Genomic DNA, 15518 nt, shown 5'->3' with positions numbered 1-15518 from the left:
CACCCGATGGAGAAGACTGTGTACAACTCTTTCCCCCTGCACCCCGAATGCCCCGACGTGCGGCGGCTGGCCGACAACCCGGCCGAGGCGCTGCTGCGCGCGGAGGCCGACATCGTGGCCGCCGAGAACGCCGCCGAGTTCGACCGCTACCGCACTCTGGAGAACCTGGAGGAGGCGCAGCAGGACGGTCGCGGCGTCACCCGGCGGACCTTCGTCGCCGGTGCAGCGGCGACCGCCACCGCCCTCGCCACCGCCCAGTTCGTCACCACGTCGGCGTCGTTCGCGGCGACCAAGACCGGCACCCTGATCCACGTCTTCCTCTACGGCGGGCTGGACGGGCTGAGCCTGATCGCGCCGGACAACGACGCGGTGCTCAACAAGGACCGCCCCGACCTGCTGCTCGGCAACGACTCGCTGGCCCTGGGCCGCGGCTTCAAGCTGACCAGCGCGTTCAAGCCCCTCGAGAAGTGGCTCACGGCCGGTCAGCTGGGCTTCATCCCAGCGGTCTCCGACGAGCGGCTCTCGCGCAGCCACTTCCAGGCCGCGGACGCCTGCAACCTGGGCGGGCTGCCCAACGAGACCGGCGGCCGGGGCTGGCTGGACGGCCTGGTCGACAACCTGGGCAAGGGCACCGCGTTCCGCAGCGTCGGCATCGGCAGCACGCTGCCCCGCTCGCTGGTGGGCAACAACGGCGCGCTGTCGCTGAACAACGTCGGTTCGCTGCGGCTCAACGGTGACGACCGGTTCCGGGCCGCCACCGAGAAGGCCATCAAGGGGCTCTTCACCGGGATCAACCACCCGGTCGAGGAGGCCGTGCAGGAGGGCATGGGCGCGTTGACCACCGCCCAGAAGCTGGCCGCCAAGCCGTACCAGGCCGCCGCGGGCGTCAAGTACGAGGGCGTCGGCAACGCGTTCCAGCAACTCGCCCAGCTGATCAAGGGTGGTGCCAACGTCCGGGTCGCCACCGTCGGCATGGGTGGTTACGACACCCACGAGAACCAGGGCACCCGTGACGGCGGCCAACTGCACCGTCGGTTGAACGAGCTGGCCAGCGCGATGGCCGCCTTCTTCACCGACCTCGGCCCGCAGGCCGCCGACGTGACGATCATGGTGTCCAGCGAGTTCGGCCGCCGGGTCCGCTCCAACGGCGGCGGCACCGACCACGGGCACGGCGGGGTGGTCACCCTGCTCTCCGGCAAGAAGCTGGCCGGCTCGCTGCTCGGCACCTGGAACGGCCTGGACAAGCTCGACTCCGGTGACGTGCCGGAGTACAACAACATGTTCAACGTCTACGGCGCGGTGGCTCAGGGCCGCTTCGGGCTCACCAACGCGGAGGTCGACAAGGTCTTCCCCCGCCAGAAGTACGCCCCGATGAAGCTGTACGCGTGACGCATTCGCACACCCACTCCGCCGGCCGTCGTACCGGGACCTCGTCCCGGCACGGCGGCCGGTCGGCTGCGCCCGTACCCCCGCAGATCCCGGACCGGCGCGGACCCGGCGGCCGACGGCTGCTGGCCGTGCTGCTCCTGGTCGGCCTGCTCGCCAGCGTGTTGCCGTGGTGGCTGGACACCCCCGCCGGCTCGCTGAAGACCACCGCGATCACCGTGATCTCGGCGGGGCGGATCGCCGGCCTGGTCGCCGGCTACCTGCTGCTGGTGCAGGTGCTGATGATGAGCCGACTGCCGGTGTTGGAGCGGTGGATCGGCGGCGAACACCTGAGCCGCTGGCACCGCGACGTCGGTGCCACCCTGCTGGTCGCCGTGCTGGCGCACCTGTCGCTGATCCTCGTTGGCTACGCGGACCTGCGGAAACACTCGATCCTCGCCGAGGTCGGCACGCTGCTCGGCGACTACGAGGACATGGTCTCGGCGTTCGTCGCCGCCGGCATCATGATGGTGATCGGCTTCAGCAGCATCCGCGCGATCCGGCGGGCACTGCCCTACGAGTTGTGGCACCTGCTGCACCGGTCCAGCTACCTGGTACTGCTGCTCGGCTTCGGGCACCAGTTCAGCAACGGCACCCAGTTGTACAAGCCCGGCCCGGTGCGCACCGGTTGGATCGCCCTGTACGTGCTGGTGGTCGCCGCCCTGCTCTGGGGTCGGGTGATCGCGCCGTTGGCGTTCAACCTGCGGCACCGGCTGCGGGTCGCCGACGTGGTCGCGGAGAGCCCGGACACCATCTCCATCTACCTCACGGGCGAGCGGCTGGACCGGCTGGCGATGCTCGGCGGTCAGCACTTCCGCTGGCGCTTCCTCACCCGGGGCTGCTGGTGGCAGTCGCACCCGTTCTCCGTCTCGGCCGCCGCGAACGGTCGCTGGCTACGGATCACGGTGAAGGTGGTCGGCACGCATACGGGGGACCTGCGTGACCTGGAGCCCGGCACCCGGGTCTGGGCGGTGGGCCCGTCGGGGACCTTCACCGCCGCGCACCGGGTCCGCGAGCGCACGCTGCTGATCGCCGGTGGCAGCGGCATCACGCCGATCCGGGCCATGTTGGAGGAGTTGCCGCCGGGCGCCGCCCTGATCTACCGGGCCAGTACCCCGGCCGACGTGCTGCTCAGCCGTGAGCTGGACTGGCTGGCCCAGGAGCGCGACACCTCGGTCTGGTACGTCATCGGCTCCCGCGACGACCCCGGCCCCCGTCAACTGATGAGCCCGGACGGGTTACGTCAACTGGTGCCCGACGTGGCCCGGCGCGACGTCTACCTGTGCGGGCCGCCCGGGCTCGTGGAGCAGTCGGTGCGCGCGCTGCGCCGGGCCGGCGTACCCCGCCGGCAGATCCACCTGGCCACGTTCGAGTTGTAGGAAGGGCATCCCATGCGTCGCGCGTTGCTCGCGATCACCGGCCTCGCCGCCAGCACCACCGCGCTGGTGGTGTTCAAGGGCTCCCCGGCTACCAACCAGGTCGCCCAGAACCTGCCCACCGCCCAGCCGGTCAACCCCACCCCGCAGGATGTCGACCCGAATGCCGCCCCCGGGGCCGACCCGGCCGGGGCGGAACCGACGCCGTCGGTGACCGGGAAGGCGCCCGCATCGCCCAAACCGACCAAGAGCACCCCGCGCCCGTCGGGCACCAGCACCACCACGAAGGCCCCCAGCGCGCCACGCACCACCAAGGCACCCCAGCCGACGACCCGCCGGTTCACCGGGCCACCGGTCACGGCGGTCGACAACACCGGAGCCGAACGCGGGGAGGTGCAGGTGCAGATCGTGGTCTCGGGTAACCGGATCATCGAGGCCAACGCGGTGCAGATGCCCAACGAGGGCGAGTCCGAATTCCACAGCAGCGACGTCCGTCGCAAGTACGAGGGTGCCGGCGGCGAGGTGGTGACGAAGCAGAGCGCCAACCTCAGCACCGTCTCCGGTGCCACCGCGACCAGCAACGCCTACAAGCAGTCCCTGCGGGCGGCGATCGAGGAGGCATTCTGACGTGCCGGCCGCGATGACCCGACCCGGGCTACGCCGGGTCGAACACATCATGGGTACGACGATCAGCCTGGACATCGCCGACGACCTGCCACCGGAACGCCTGCACGAGTTGGCCGATGAGGTCTTCGCCTGGATGCGTGCGGTCGACGCGCGGTTCAGTACGTACAAGACGGACAGCGAGGTGTGCCGCTTCGACCGGGGCGAGGTGTTGCTCTCCGAGGCGTCACCGGACCTGCGGTTCGTGCTGGAGGCCTGCGCCGACCTGTGGGGCGCCACCGACGGGTTCTTCGACGCGTACGCCACCGGCCGGCTCGACCCGTCCGGGTTCGTCAAGGGCTGGGCGGCTCAGGTCGCCTCGGACCGGCTGCTCGCCGCTGGCGCGGCGAACCACTTCGTGAACGCTGGCGGCGACGTGCGGGTGCGTGGCCTCTCCCCGTCGCGAGAGCCGTGGCGGATCGGCATCCAACACCCGTGGGACCCGATGGCGACCTGCCTGGTGCTGGCCGGGACCGACCTGGCCGTGGCCACGTCCGGCGTCTACGAACGGGGCCGGCACGTGGTGGATCCGCGTCGGGGCGCCCCGGCCACCGGGTTGCGCTCGGTGACCGTGGTCGGCACCGACCTCGGGGTGGCCGACGCGTACGCCACCGCCGCCCTGGCCATGGGCACCAGCGGCCTCGGTTGGTTGGACCGCCTCGACGGCCACACGTACGCCGTGATCACCGACAACGCCCGCCAGCATTACTCCACCGACCTCCCACAAACGGACTAGCAAACCCCGCGTACTGCCCGCGATCTTGCAGTTTCGGTCGCTCTTTCGCCCCTTCTCACGAGAATTGTCGAGGCAGCAAGTGCAAGATCGCGAGGGTGAGGGGGCTGGACTAGCGGAGCGGGCGGTTGGTGCCGGCCGGGCGGGAGCCCGTGGGGCGTGGGCGGCCGGGGCGCGAGCCGGAGGGCCGGGTGCCGGCCCAGCGGTGCCGTGGGTGGCTGCGCCGGGGCGGTTCGGTGCCGCCGGGATGAGGCGCTCTGTCGTTGGTGGACATCGTTCCCCCGTTCGTGGCGCGCGTTCGCGCCGTCTCCCTGTCAACGAGGACCGGCGCCCCGGCGACGCTGTCGGGCACCGGATGGAATCGTCGACCGGGCCTGTCTCACATGCCTCGTCGGGGCAGTGGCAGGTGACCGGGGAGCAGGTCGGGGGCGAGCGTCACCCCGCTGGCGCGCAGCGCCCCGATCAACGTGTTCTGCACCAGGTACGAATCCGGAAGTTGCCAGCGGGCCTGCTCGGGAGCGACCGCCCAGCGGACCGTTCCCTCCGGCAGCCGGGTGGGCGGCGCGGGGATCCACGAGCCCGGCCCGTGCCGGACCACGTGGAAGCAGTGCTCCAGCTCCGGTCGGAGCGGGTCGCCGGGGCGGACCAGGAACATCCACCGCCCGGTGGGAGTGACCAGCACCGGCCCGCGTACGCCGGTGCCGGCCGGGTGGATCTGCACCGCGTCGAGCACGTGTCGGCCGAGGTGGGCCGGCACCTCCAGCACGTCGAAGGCCCGCCCGGTGGGCAGCAGCACCCCGTGTGGGCGGTTCCGCCACCAGGTGGCCACCCGGGACGGGTCGGCGCTGGCAGCGAACTCCCAGTTTTCCAGGGCGGGGTGGCAGCCCACAGTGGGACAGCCGGCCCGGCCGCAGACGAAGCGGCTGCGGGCCAGGCAGGCACCCGGAGTCACCTCCCACCCGTGTGCGGCGTACCGCATGGCGACCCGGCGCAGCCGGACCCGTTCCAGCGGCGACAGTTCGGCCACGCGCGGTCCGACGTTCCCCCACATGTGTGCCATCTCCCCTCGTCGGGCCCGGCGGTCGCCAGGTCGCATGTCGAGCACCGTCACTGCCGTAACCCACAATCGTTGAGGTTGACGAACGGCTCGTGCAACTTGCACGAAAAGTACGAGGACTGGCTGTACGGCTGACGTACATCCTGTGCGACCAGCGAAAACCTGAAACTGAACGAAGGCTGCCGCACCCGTGGACATCGCCCCGACTCGATAGGTCGCTGGCGGCAGGGGGAGGAATGGGGAGATGGACGAGCTACCCATAGGACGGCGAGTGGCCTATTGGCGGGGGCGACGCAAGATGTCGCAGCAGGTCTTCGCGGACCGGCTGGGCAAGTCGAAGAGCTGGGTGGACAAGGTCGAACGCGGCGTCCGCCGGTTGGACAAGTTCTCCGTCCTGTACGAGATCGCCGACATCCTCCAAATGGACGTGCAACTCCTCATGGGTAAGGACCCGGAGCGCCGCACCGACGCGCTGAACTGCATCGACCAGGTCGAGGTGCAGGAGATCCGGGCGGCGCTGGAACGCTACGACTCGATGAGCGCGTACTTCGACGCGGCTCCGTGCCCGCCGCCGCTCGACGACATGCGCAAGGCCGTCAACCACGCCTGGCTCACCTACCAGTACGGCCGCTACGGAATGCTCACCCGGGCGCTACCCAAGCTGCTCCGGGATGCCCAGGCGGCCGACGCCGCCTACGGCGGCGAGCAGGCCGCGGAGGCGGCCCACCTTCTCGGGCAGGTCTACCAGATCGCCTCCTCGGTGCTGCGCAAGCTCGGCGAGTGCGAGCTCGCCTGGTTGGCCGCGGACCGGTCGATGGCGGTTGCCCAGCGGGCCGACGACCCACTGCTGGCCGGCATCGCCACCACCCGGGTGTGCAACGCCCTGGTCGCGATGGGTCGGGCCCGTCCGGCGCTGGAGCTGAACGTTCAGATCGCCAACCGCCTGGCACCGGGCGGGAGCAACGAGGTTTCCGCGGCCCGGCTCTCCGTCTACGGGATGCTGCTGCTCCAGGGTGCGATGGCGGCGTCCCGCATCGGCGACTCCGCCAGCGTCGACGACCTGATCAACTGTGCGCAGGAGGCCGCCACGCTGCTCGGCGGCGACTACAACCACTACTGGACGTCGTTCGGCCCGACCAATGTCGAACTGCACCGGGCCGCTGCCGCGGTGGAGCTGGGTGACGGGGGTCGGGCCGTGGAGGTGCACCACCTGCGCATCGCGGAACCCTCGTTCAACGCGTTGCTGCCCGAACGCCGCGCCCACCACCTGCTCGACATCGCTCGCGGGTACGCCCAGATAGGCGACGTGGCGAACGCCGGCGAGATGCTGCTCCTAGGTGATCGACTCGCCCCGTCGGAGATCCGCTGCCGGCCGATCGCGCACGAGGTGATGTCGGACATCCTCCGTCGCACACGTGGTGCGCCGCCTTCTCCGGTAGCGGAGTTGGCTGAGCACATGGGAGTAGGGGTATGAGCGCGGAGCCGGTTTGATGGCCGGTTCACCGCGCACCAGCGGGCACCGCGAGGTGCTCTATGTCATCGCCTGCGGTTCGCCGCTGGCACGGCACGTCGGCCGTCTGGTCGACCTTGCCCAACAGGATGGTTGGGACGTCTGCGTGGTCACCACGCCGGACGGCGCCAAGTTCGTCGACCAGTCGGCCCTGCTGCGGCAGACCGGCCACCCGGTGCGGACGCACTACAAGAACCCCGGTGACCCGGACGTCCTGCCGCCCGCCGACGCCATGATCGTCTGCCCGGCCACCGTCAACACGGTCAACAAGTGGGCGGTCGGGATCACCGACACCCTCGCGCTCGGGCTGCTGGTCGAGGCGCAGGGCAAGGGAGTCCCCATCGTGGCGGTGCCCTACACGAACGCCGCGATGGCCTGTCACCCGGCGTTTCGTGCCGGGGTGGCACGGCTGGCCGAGTGGGGCATCACGGTGCTCTTCGGTGATGACGTGATCGCCCTGCATCCGCCGGGAACAGGGGAGCAGCACCTGCACGCCTTCCCGTGGGCGATGCCGCTGGCCGCGCTGCACGCCGTTTCCTGGAGCGCCGCCTAGCGTTCCCGGTGGGGCTTCCGCTCGACGCGGCCGGGCCGGGCGTCACCGCCCGGCAGCCCTCACGCCGGTAAGCTGGCCCGCCGTGAGCATAAGCGGATCCGCCCCCACGGTGATCGACGTGGTGGCCGAGCTGGAGCGGCGCTATCCGCCGGTCTGGGCGGAGGAGTGGGACCGGGTGGGCCTGGTGCTCGGCGAGCCGGCCGCGCCGGTCCGCCGGGTGCTCTGTGTGGTCGACGTGGTGCCCGAGACGGTCGCCGAGGCGCTGGCCGCCGATGTGGACATGATCGTTTCGCATCACCCGCTGCTGCTTCGCGGGGTCTCGTCGGTCGCGCCGACGACCTTCAAAGGCCGGATCATCCACCAGCTGATCCGGGCCGGGGTGGCGCTCTACGCGGCACACACCAACGCCGACGTGGCCTCCCCGGGCGTCTCCGACGCCCTGGCCGCCCGATTCGGGCTCACCGGGCTGCGCCCACTGCAGCGACCCGCGCCCGGCTCACCCGCTCACGGCGACGACCGGGGTTTCGGTCGGGTCGGCGAGCTACCCCGGCCGATGACCCTCGCCGAGCTGACCCGGCACGCCGCCGCCGTGCTCCCCGTCACGTCCTGGGGAGTTCGCGCCGCGGGGGACCCCGGGCGTATGGTTCGTACCCTCGCCGTCAGCGGCGGGTCGGGGGACAGCTTCCTCGGCGCCGCGACCGCCGCCGGGGTGGACGCGTTCCTCACCGCCGACCTGCGGCACCACCCGGCCGGCGAGCACCTCGCCGCCGATGGTCCCGCCCTGATCGACGCCGCCCACTGGGCGACCGAACGACCGTGGCTGGACGACCTGGCCGCCCTCCTCCGGGAGGCGCTGGGCGTCGAGACGCTGGTGTCCGACCTGGACACCGACCCGTGGACCGTGCACGCCGCCGCACCAGTTGTGGACGACAAGGAGCCCGACCGTGAAGGCTGACCCTCAGGTGCAGCGCCGCCTGCTCGACCTCCAGGCGATCGACACCAACCTCGCACAGCTCGCCCACCGTCGGCGAACGCTTGCCGAGCGGGCCGAGCTGGAGTCGCTGGCCCGGGAGTTGTCGTCGCTGGAGGACGAGCGGGTCCGCGCCCAGGTGGCGGTCGACGACCTGGACCGGGACATCGCCCGGTTGGAGAAGGACGTCGAGCAGGTCCGGGCCCGTAAGGAGAAGGACGAGAACCGGCTGGCGGCCGGCACCGGACCGGCCCGGGAGTTGGAGGCGCTCCAGCACGAACTGGTCTCGCTGAACCGGCGCCAGGGCGACCTGGAGGACGCCGAGCTGGAGCTGATGGAGCAGCGGGAGACCGCGCAGGGCGTACTGGACGGCGTGGAGCAGCGGCTGGCCGACACCCGGGACAAGCGGGCCGCGACCGAGCAGCGCCGCGACGAGGCGATGGCCGAGATCGCCAAGGACGAGGAGTTCAAGCGGGGGGCCCGTCAGCCGCTCGCCGCCGATCTCCCGAGCGACCTGGTCACCCTCTACGACAAGATCCGCGCGGATACCGGCCTGGGTGCCGCGCTCCTCACGGCGCACCGCTGCGGTGGGTGCCGGCTGGAGCTGTCCGGTGCCGACCTGGCCCGGATCCGCAAAGCCGCCCCGGACGACGTGGTCCGCTGCGAGGACTGCCGACGGATCATGGTCCGCACCAACGAGTCGGGTCTGTAGGTCGTGGCGCCGCGCGTGGTCGCCGTCGAGGCCGACGGCGGATCCCGGGGCAACCCCGGCCCCGCCGGCTACGGCGCTGTGGTGCGCGACCCGCAGACCGGTGAGGTGCTCGCCGAGCGCGCCGAGTCGCTGGGCACGGCGACCAACAACGTCGCCGAGTACCAAGGGCTGATCGCCGGGCTGACCGCCGCCGCCGAGCTGGGTGCCGCCGAGGTGGACGTCCGGATGGACTCCAAGCTGGTGGTCGAGCAGATGTGCGGCCGGTGGCAGATCAAGCACCCCGGCCTGCGACCCCTCGCCGCCCAGGCCGCCGGGCTGGTGGGCCGGTTCACGGCGGTCCGGTTCACCTGGATCCCCCGCGAGGAGAACCGGCACGCCGACGCGCTCGCCAACGCCGCCATGGACGCCGCCGCCGGTCGCCCTCCGGCAACGCCGGCCACGGGTCAGCCCCCGGCGACGCCCGCGACCGGCAGCGACCCGGCGACCGCGCCGGCCTCGTGGGAGCCGCGGCCGAGCTTCACCGCCACGCGCCTGATCCTGGTCCGGCACGGCGAAACCGAGTACACCGAGCAGCGCCGCTACTCCGGCCGCGGCGACGTGCCGCTCTCCGCGACTGGCCGGGCCCAGGCCCGGGCCACCGGTGCTCGGGTGGCCGCGCTGGCACCCTCCGTCGCGGCCGTGCTCAGCTCACCGCTGTCCCGGTGTACGACCACCGCGGCGGCGATCGCCGGGGCGCTCGGTGACGTGCCGGTCCGCACCGAGGACGACCTGATCGAGTGCGACTTCGGCCAGTGGGAGGGGCGTACCTTCACCGAGGTACGCCAGCAGTGGCCGGGGGAGATGGACGCCTGGCTCGCCTCACCCCGGATCGCCCCGCCGGGCGGGGAGTCGTTCACCCACGTCGCCGAACGCGCACACCGCGTCATAGCGGGGCTCCTCACCGCGTACCCCGGGGAGACCGTGGTGGTCGTCTCGCACGTCTCGCCGATCAAGCTGGTGCTGCGCGACGCGCTCGCCGCCGGCGACGGGTTCCTGCATCGGCTCTTCCTGGACGCGGCCGGCATCTCGGTGCTCGACATGTGGCCCGACGGCGGCGTCGCCGTCCGCACGGTCAACGACACCGCCCACCTCGCCGCGCTCTGAGCCGGCGCATCTGAGATCACCTGCCCGGCTGGTCGGCCGCGCCGTTTGGCGCAGCCGGTCGGCCGTTCGGCGCAGCACCCTCCGCGCGGGTCGCGTGACGGCCGTCACAAAGTCGTAGCCTCCGGCCGTTACATCGAGAGTCACGACTCCCCGGAGGTGTGTCAGATGGCTGCACCGGAACCGGAGGCGCCCACCACGGCGCCGACCAGGGCTAAGGACCACAGCCCCTGGAACTGGTTGCTCTTCATCCCCATCGTGGTGCCGCTGATCCCGGTCTTCTTCAATGGCGACTCGCCCCGGGTCTTCGGGTTCCCGCGCTACTACTGGCTGCAACTGGCGTACATCCTGCTCGGCGTCGCCACCACGACGCTGGTCTACCAGATGACGAAGAAGCGGGGTGGCCGCTGATGTGGCGTGACCATCTCACCGAGATCATCGTCTTCTCCGCGCTGTTCCTCCTGGTCAGCGGAATGGGGTTCGTGGCCGCCCGCTGGCGCGCCCCGAAGGACATGGGGCACCTGGACGAGTGGGGACTGGGCGGGCGCAGCTTCGGCGGCTGGATCACCTGGTTCCTGGTCGGCGGTGACCTCTACACCGCGTACACCTTCGTGGCGGTGCCGGCGCTCATGTTCGGAGCCGGAGCGGCCGGGTTCTTCGCCGTGCCGTACACCATCGTGATCTATCCGTTGGTCTTCCTGGTGTTGGTCCGGCTCTGGTCGGTGTCACACCGGCACGGGTTCGTCACGCCGGCCGACTTCGTCCGCAAGCGCTTCGACTCGCCGGTGCTGGCGCTGCTGATCGCGATCACCGGCATCGTCGCCACCATGCCGTACATCGCGTTGCAGCTGATCGGCATCGAGGCGGTGCTCAAGACGATGGGGGTCACCGGCGACAACGTGCTGGCCCGGCACCTGCCGATCATCATCGCGTTCGCCATCCTGGCCGCCTACACGTACCAGTCGGGGCTGCGCGCGCCGGCGCTGATCGCGTTCGTCAAGGACATCCTGATCTACATCGTCATCCTGGTGGCGATCATCTACCTGCCGTACAAGCTGGGCGGCTGGGGTGACATCTTCGCCGCCGCCGACGCGAAGTTCGACGCCTCACCCAACCCGAACGACGGCATCCTGCTCAACGGCAACAACCAGCTTCAGTACGTCACGTTGGCGCTCGGGTCGGCGTTGGCGCTCTTCCTCTACCCGCACAGCATCACCGGTGTGCTGGCCAGCCGGAACCGCGACGTGATCAAGCGGAACATGTCGGCGCTGCCGGCGTACAGCCTGCTGCTCGGGCTGATCGCGCTGCTCGGCTACATGGCCATCGCGGCCGGCGTGAAGCCCCTGTCCGGGGCATCGGCCGGCAGTGTGGACAACAACACGGTCGTTCCACTGCTCTTCGACCAGCAGTTCCCGGACTGGTTCGCCGGTGTCGCGTACGCGGCGATCGGCATCGGCGCGCTGGTGCCCGCAGCCATCATGTCGATCGCGGCGGCGAACCTGTTCACCCGCAACATCTACAAGGAGTACCTGAAGCGGGACGCCTCCCCGGCCCAGGAGGCCAACGTCTCGAAGATCACCTCACTGGTGGTGAAGGTCGGTGCCGTGGCCTGCATCGTGTTCCTCGACCCGCAGTTCTCCATCGACCTCCAGCTGATCGGTGGCGTGATCATCCTTCAGACGCTGCCGGCGGTGGCGCTGGGCCTCTACACCCGCTGGTTCCACCGCACCGGGTTGATCGTCGGTTGGGCGGCCGGCATGGGGCTGGGTATGTGGATGCTCTACCAGGTGGCCAGCCCGACCCGGAAGCACTTCGGTGGCTCCGCGTTCCCGCTGTCGGAGTTCGGGTTCGACACCGCCAGGACGATCTACGTCGGCATCGTTGCGGTGCTGGTCAACCTGGCCGTCGCGGCGCTGGTGACGCTCGCGCTGCGGGCCGGCAAGGTGGCCGAAGGGGTCGACGGCACCACACCGGACGACTACTTCGCCGACGAAGGCGACCCCCGAGTCACCCCCGGCACCGATCGCGACGCCAACGCAACCCGAGAGCCAGTCGCCTAACCCGCCCCCGCCCCCGCCCGCCCCCGCCCGCCCCCGCCCGCCCCCGCCCGCCCCTGCCCCCGCCCGCCCGCCCCCGCCCCCGCCCGCCGCCCCCCGCCCTCTCCCCTCGTCGATCTAGGGCAAACAGTCGTTTGTGGATCTCCACGAGCATCGATTTGCCCTAGATCGACGACGGGGAGGGCGCGGGGAGGGAGGGGACAGGGGGCAGGGGGTTAGTGGGGGCGGTTGCGGGACTCTAGGGCTTCGTTTAGGCGGCGCAGCATCAGCGCGAGGGTCTCCCGGTCCTCGGCGGGCCAGTCGCCGAGCATCTCGCCGTAGAGCCGGGTCCGCGCGGCCCGCACCGCGGTCATCCGTTGCAGGCCGGCGGTGGTGGGGGAGATGACCGTGCCTCGTCCGTCGGACGGGTCCGGGGTACGGGTGATCAGGCCGTCCCGCTGTAGCGCGGACACCTGCCGGGTCACGGTCGAGCCGTCCAGGTTGAGCCGGGCGGCGAGTGCGGAGACGTTCTGCGGGCCGGCGGTGTCCAGGTGGCGCAGGATCACGTACGCCGCCCGGTCGAGCACCCGGTGCTCGGCGCTGCCGGTGGCCCGCCGGGTCGCCTCGCCGAGGCGCATCAGCAGGGCCACCTCCGTCTCGATCTGGCCGAGGGTGCGCTCGTGGTCATCGGTCATAGCTGTACGATACAGGGTGATTACCTGCATGATACAGCTAGTTGAGGAGTCGGAGTGGATCGGCGTTCCGAACCGAACCGCAGTGCCATCTACGCCACCACGCTGGTGGCCTTCCTCGCCATCGCCGGCATTGCCGTCGTCGACCCGATCCTGCCGGCCATCGGTGACGCGATCGGGGTCACCGCCTGGCAGGTCGAGTTGCTGTTCACCGCGTACATCGCGGTCATGGCCCTTGGCATGATCCCGGCGACGCTGGCGAGCGGCCGGTTCGGCTTCAAGCCGGTCCTCATCACCGGTGTCTCCGTGGTCGGCCTGGCCGCGATCCTCGCCTCGTTCAGCAACAACATCGTGCAGCTGTCCGTGCTGCGCGGCGTCTGGGGTCTGGGCAACGCGATGTTCTTCGCCACCGCCATGGTGGTGCTGGTCAACCTGGCCGTCGACCGGGAATGGGTGGTCGGCCTCTTCGAGACCGCTCTCGGCCTCGGCTTCGCCGTCGGCCCGCTGATCGGCGGCCTGCTCGGCGAGATCAGCTGGCGGCTGCCGTTCTTCGTCTGCGGCGTCTTCATGGTCCTCGCCCTCGGCGTGGCCTCCCGCAAGCTCCGCGAGCCCACCAACCGCCAGGCCCCGGTACGCGTCGGCCAGATCTTCGCCACCTACCGCCGGCCGGCGTTCATCGCCCTCTGCGCGGTGACCGGCGCGTACAACTTCGTGTTCTTCGTGGTGCTCGGCTACACGCCGCTCTTCCTGGGCCTGGACATCATCCCGCTGGGGCTGGCGTTCACCGGCTGGGGTCTCGGCCTGGCCACCGGCATCCTGGTGATCGGCCACCGGCTGGCCCACCGGATCGGCGCGGTGCAGACCGTCGGTGTGGCCATCGCCGGGCTGCTGGTCTGCATGGTTCTCTTCGCCACCTCCACCAGCACCGCGGAGGCGCTCGTGGTGCTGGTGCTCTCCGGGCTCTGCATGGGACTGGCCAACGCCAACCTCACCGACCTGGCGCTCGGCCTCGGCTCCAGCGACCGGCGCGTCGCCACCGGCGCGTTCAACCTGGTCCGCTGGGGTGCGGCCGCACCGGCACCGATCATCTCCGGCAAGCTCGCCGAGCAGTCACTGTCGCTGCCGTTCTGGGTCGGCTTCGGGGTGCTCGCCGTCGGCGTGCTGGTCTACCTGGCCTTCGCGCACCTGATGGCCGCCGGCTACGGCGAGCGGGTGCTCTGGTCCCGCTGGAACCGCGCCGCCTCCAACACCGAGCACGAGCCGGTAGGCGAGACGTACTGACCCGGCCTCCTCGCCCCTGCGCCCGCGCGGGGCGTCGGGCGGGCTCAGCTGAAGGCGCGCCAGAGCAGGTAGAGCCCGATCGCCGTGCCGAACACCACGATGACCGCCTTGAGCACCACCGACGGCAGCCGGCGGACCAGCCGGGCGCCGGCGTACCCACCGATCAGCGTGGCCGGCGCGACCACCGCGACGGCCGCCCAGTTCACCGGGCCGAACAGGGCGAACACCACCAGCGTGGTGAACCCCACCACCGCGGAGAGCAGATTCTTGATCGCGCTCACCCGCGCCAGGGTCGCGTCCAGCACCAGGGCCAGTCCGGCGACCAGCATCACCCCGAGCGCCGCACCGAAGTACCCGCCGTACACCGCACCGAGCGCGACCATCGTCTGCACCGCGACCGTCCGTCGGCGGGGGGACAGGTCCCGGGGGTGACCGACCAGCCGGCGCAGCGGGTCCTGGAAGGCCAGGACCGCGGTCGCGCCGAGAACCAGAAACGGTACGACGAGCTCGAACGCGCGGGCCGGGGTGGCCAGCAGCAGCAGCGCCCCGAGGATCGTGCCGACGATGGTGGTGGGCACCAGCGTGGCCAACGCGCGCGGGCGCGGGAGGTCCTGCCGGCTGCCTGCCACGCTGGCCAGGTACCCGGGGAAGACGGCGACCGAGTTGCTGACGTTCGCCGGAACCGGGGGCAACCCGACCGCGATCAGCGCCGGAAAGGTGATCAGAGAACCGCCACCGGCTACCGCGTTGACCGTGCCAGCGGCGAGACCGGCGGCGAGCAGCAGCGCGGCGTGGGAGAGATCCATAGCCCCACGAGGCTAGCCCCCGCCTCGTGCGGCGAATCCGCCGGACCTACCGCCCTTGAGCTGCGCGATCTTGCCCAGGCGGGGCGGCAATACCGGCGGAGACCCCGTCGTTAGGATGGGAGCGCGACGGACGAGTCGACCGGGCGGTCGCGTCGGCGGGCTTCGGCCCGCCGCCGAGGAACGTCCGGACTCCACAGGGCAGGGTGGTTGTTAACGGCAACCCGGGGCGACCCGCGGGACAGTGCCACAGAAAACAGACCGCCGACCCCATCGGGGACGGTAAGGGTGAAACGGTGGGGTAAGAGCCCACCAGCACCCCGGGTGACCGGGGTGGCTCGGTAAACCCCGCCCGGAGCAAGGCCAAGCAAGGGCCGTCACCGCAAGATGACGACCCGGCGCAGACGCTTGAGGGCTGCCCGCCCGATGTCTGCGGGTAGGCCGCTAGAGCCTGCCGGCAACGGCAGGCCGAGATGGATGGCCGCCGCCGGCGCAAACCCTTAGGGGTACGCGCCGCGCACAGAATCCGGCGTACAGGTCGACTCGTCCGTCGCCCACCAGGTCGCA

At 71.0% G+C, this 15518-nt stretch carries 15 protein-coding genes and 1 other RNA gene; 13 read left to right on the top strand and 3 right to left on the bottom strand.

What is annotated here, in order from left to right; translation table 11 throughout:
• Positions 1-6: 6 nt before the first annotated feature.
• The 4 genes from PCA76_RS24855 to PCA76_RS24840 are packed head-to-tail and all read left to right on the top strand — an operon-like array spanning position 7 to position 4200.
• Positions 7-1389, top strand: coding sequence for a DUF1501 domain-containing protein (locus PCA76_RS24855; protein ID WP_272612854.1), 1383 nt, complete (start codon positions 7-9; stop codon positions 1387-1389).
• Complete coding sequence (locus tag PCA76_RS24850; RefSeq protein WP_272612853.1) at positions 1386-2804, top strand: ferredoxin reductase family protein; 1419 nt, start codon at positions 1386-1388, stop codon at positions 2802-2804. The genes PCA76_RS24855 and PCA76_RS24850 overlap by 4 nt, the downstream gene beginning before the upstream one ends.
• Positions 2805-2816: 12 nt before the next feature.
• Positions 2817-3428, top strand: a complete 612-nt coding sequence (locus PCA76_RS24845) for an FMN-binding protein (protein ID WP_272612852.1) — start codon at positions 2817-2819, stop codon at positions 3426-3428.
• Between the two features lie 49 nt (positions 3429-3477).
• On the top strand, positions 3478-4200 hold the full coding sequence (locus PCA76_RS24840; RefSeq protein ID WP_272619594.1) for an FAD:protein FMN transferase: 723 nt from the start codon (positions 3478-3480) through the stop codon (positions 4198-4200).
• Positions 4201-4576: 376 nt separating this feature from the next.
• Here the strand turns inward: PCA76_RS24840 and PCA76_RS24835 are convergent, their stop codons facing one another.
• The gene (locus tag PCA76_RS24835) at positions 4577-5248 is read right to left on the bottom strand and encodes a bifunctional DNA primase/polymerase (protein WP_272619592.1); all 672 of its coding nucleotides are present in this window, start codon (positions 5246-5248) and stop codon (positions 4577-4579) included.
• A 250-nt stretch (positions 5249-5498) separates the two neighbouring features.
• On the opposite strand from PCA76_RS24835, the gene PCA76_RS24830 reads away from it, so the two are divergent.
• The 7 genes from PCA76_RS24830 (at position 5499) to mctP (ending at position 12199) form a co-directional block, all read left to right on the top strand.
• Positions 5499-6728 carry a helix-turn-helix domain-containing protein gene (locus PCA76_RS24830; RefSeq protein WP_272612851.1) on the top strand — a complete coding sequence of 410 codons (1230 nt, stop codon included), beginning with the start codon at positions 5499-5501 and terminating at the stop codon, positions 6726-6728.
• 16 nt (positions 6729-6744) lie between these two features.
• The gene (locus tag PCA76_RS24825) at positions 6745-7317 is read left to right on the top strand and encodes a flavoprotein (protein ID WP_272612850.1); all 573 of its coding nucleotides are present in this window, start codon (positions 6745-6747) and stop codon (positions 7315-7317) included.
• A 118-nt stretch (positions 7318-7435) separates the two neighbouring features.
• Positions 7436-8272, top strand: a complete 837-nt coding sequence (locus PCA76_RS24820) for a Nif3-like dinuclear metal center hexameric protein (RefSeq protein WP_272619590.1) — start codon at positions 7436-7438, stop codon at positions 8270-8272.
• Positions 8262-8999: a zinc ribbon domain-containing protein gene (locus PCA76_RS24815; protein ID WP_272612849.1), complete on the top strand. Its 738-nt coding sequence runs from the start codon at positions 8262-8264 to the stop codon at positions 8997-8999. The genes PCA76_RS24820 and PCA76_RS24815 overlap by 11 nt, the downstream gene beginning before the upstream one ends.
• A 3-nt stretch (positions 9000-9002) precedes the next feature.
• The gene (locus PCA76_RS24810) at positions 9003-10142 is read left to right on the top strand and encodes a bifunctional RNase H/acid phosphatase (RefSeq protein ID WP_272612848.1); all 1140 of its coding nucleotides are present in this window, start codon (positions 9003-9005) and stop codon (positions 10140-10142) included.
• Between the two features lie 165 nt (positions 10143-10307).
• Positions 10308-10550 (top strand): DUF3311 domain-containing protein, encoded by a 243-nt coding sequence (locus PCA76_RS24805; protein WP_272612847.1) that lies wholly within the window; start codon positions 10308-10310, stop codon positions 10548-10550.
• A complete protein-coding gene (mctP, locus tag PCA76_RS24800; RefSeq protein ID WP_272612846.1) occupies positions 10550-12199 on the top strand; it encodes a monocarboxylate uptake permease MctP in 1650 nt (549 codons plus the stop codon). The genes PCA76_RS24805 and mctP overlap by 1 nt, the downstream gene beginning before the upstream one ends.
• Before the next feature lie 212 nt (positions 12200-12411).
• Here the strand turns inward: mctP and PCA76_RS24795 are convergent, their stop codons facing one another.
• Complete coding sequence (locus PCA76_RS24795) at positions 12412-12870, bottom strand: MarR family winged helix-turn-helix transcriptional regulator (RefSeq protein ID WP_272612845.1); 459 nt, start codon at positions 12868-12870, stop codon at positions 12412-12414.
• Positions 12871-12924: 54 nt separating this feature from the next.
• Between PCA76_RS24795 and PCA76_RS24790 the strand changes: the two genes are divergently transcribed.
• Complete coding sequence (locus PCA76_RS24790; protein ID WP_272612844.1) at positions 12925-14148, top strand: MFS transporter; 1224 nt, start codon at positions 12925-12927, stop codon at positions 14146-14148.
• Positions 14149-14192: 44 nt separating this feature from the next.
• Here the strand turns inward: PCA76_RS24790 and PCA76_RS24785 are convergent, their stop codons facing one another.
• A complete protein-coding gene (locus PCA76_RS24785; protein ID WP_272612843.1) occupies positions 14193-14954 on the bottom strand; it encodes a sulfite exporter TauE/SafE family protein in 762 nt (253 codons plus the stop codon).
• A 131-nt stretch (positions 14955-15085) separates the two neighbouring features.
• On the opposite strand from PCA76_RS24785, the gene rnpB reads away from it, so the two are divergent.
• An RNA gene (gene rnpB, locus PCA76_RS24780) (RNase P RNA component class A) lies at positions 15086-15501 on the top strand.
• Positions 15502-15518 lie beyond the last annotated feature (17 nt).

It is taken from the genome of Micromonospora sp. LH3U1, assembly GCF_028475105.1.
Classification (GTDB): Bacteria; Actinomycetota; Actinomycetes; order Mycobacteriales; family Micromonosporaceae; genus Micromonospora.
This window is presented reverse-complemented; position numbering and strand designations above follow the sequence as displayed.

What these genes read in the sequence shown, in the direction of transcription:
- PCA76_RS24855 (WP_272612854.1), top strand. Translation starts at nt 7, where the DNA reads ATGGAGAAGACTGTGTACAACTCTTTCCCCCTGCACCCCGAATGCCCC.
- PCA76_RS24845 (WP_272612852.1), top strand. Translation starts at nt 2,817, where the DNA reads ATGCGTCGCGCGTTGCTCGCGATCACCGGCCTCGCCGCCAGCACCACC.
- PCA76_RS24840 (WP_272619594.1), top strand. Translation starts at nt 3,478, where the DNA reads ATGGGTACGACGATCAGCCTGGACATCGCCGACGACCTGCCACCGGAA.
- PCA76_RS24835 (WP_272619592.1), bottom strand. Translation starts at nt 5,248, where the DNA reads ATGTGGGGGAACGTCGGACCGCGCGTGGCCGAACTGTCGCCGCTGGAA.
- PCA76_RS24830 (WP_272612851.1), top strand. Translation starts at nt 5,499, where the DNA reads ATGGACGAGCTACCCATAGGACGGCGAGTGGCCTATTGGCGGGGGCGA.
- PCA76_RS24825 (WP_272612850.1), top strand. Translation starts at nt 6,745, where the DNA reads ATGGCCGGTTCACCGCGCACCAGCGGGCACCGCGAGGTGCTCTATGTC.
- PCA76_RS24805 (WP_272612847.1), top strand. Translation starts at nt 10,308, where the DNA reads ATGGCTGCACCGGAACCGGAGGCGCCCACCACGGCGCCGACCAGGGCT.
- mctP (WP_272612846.1), top strand. Translation starts at nt 10,550, where the DNA reads ATGTGGCGTGACCATCTCACCGAGATCATCGTCTTCTCCGCGCTGTTC.
- PCA76_RS24795 (WP_272612845.1), bottom strand. Translation starts at nt 12,870, where the DNA reads ATGACCGATGACCACGAGCGCACCCTCGGCCAGATCGAGACGGAGGTG.
- PCA76_RS24785 (WP_272612843.1), bottom strand. Translation starts at nt 14,954, where the DNA reads ATGGATCTCTCCCACGCCGCGCTGCTGCTCGCCGCCGGTCTCGCCGCT.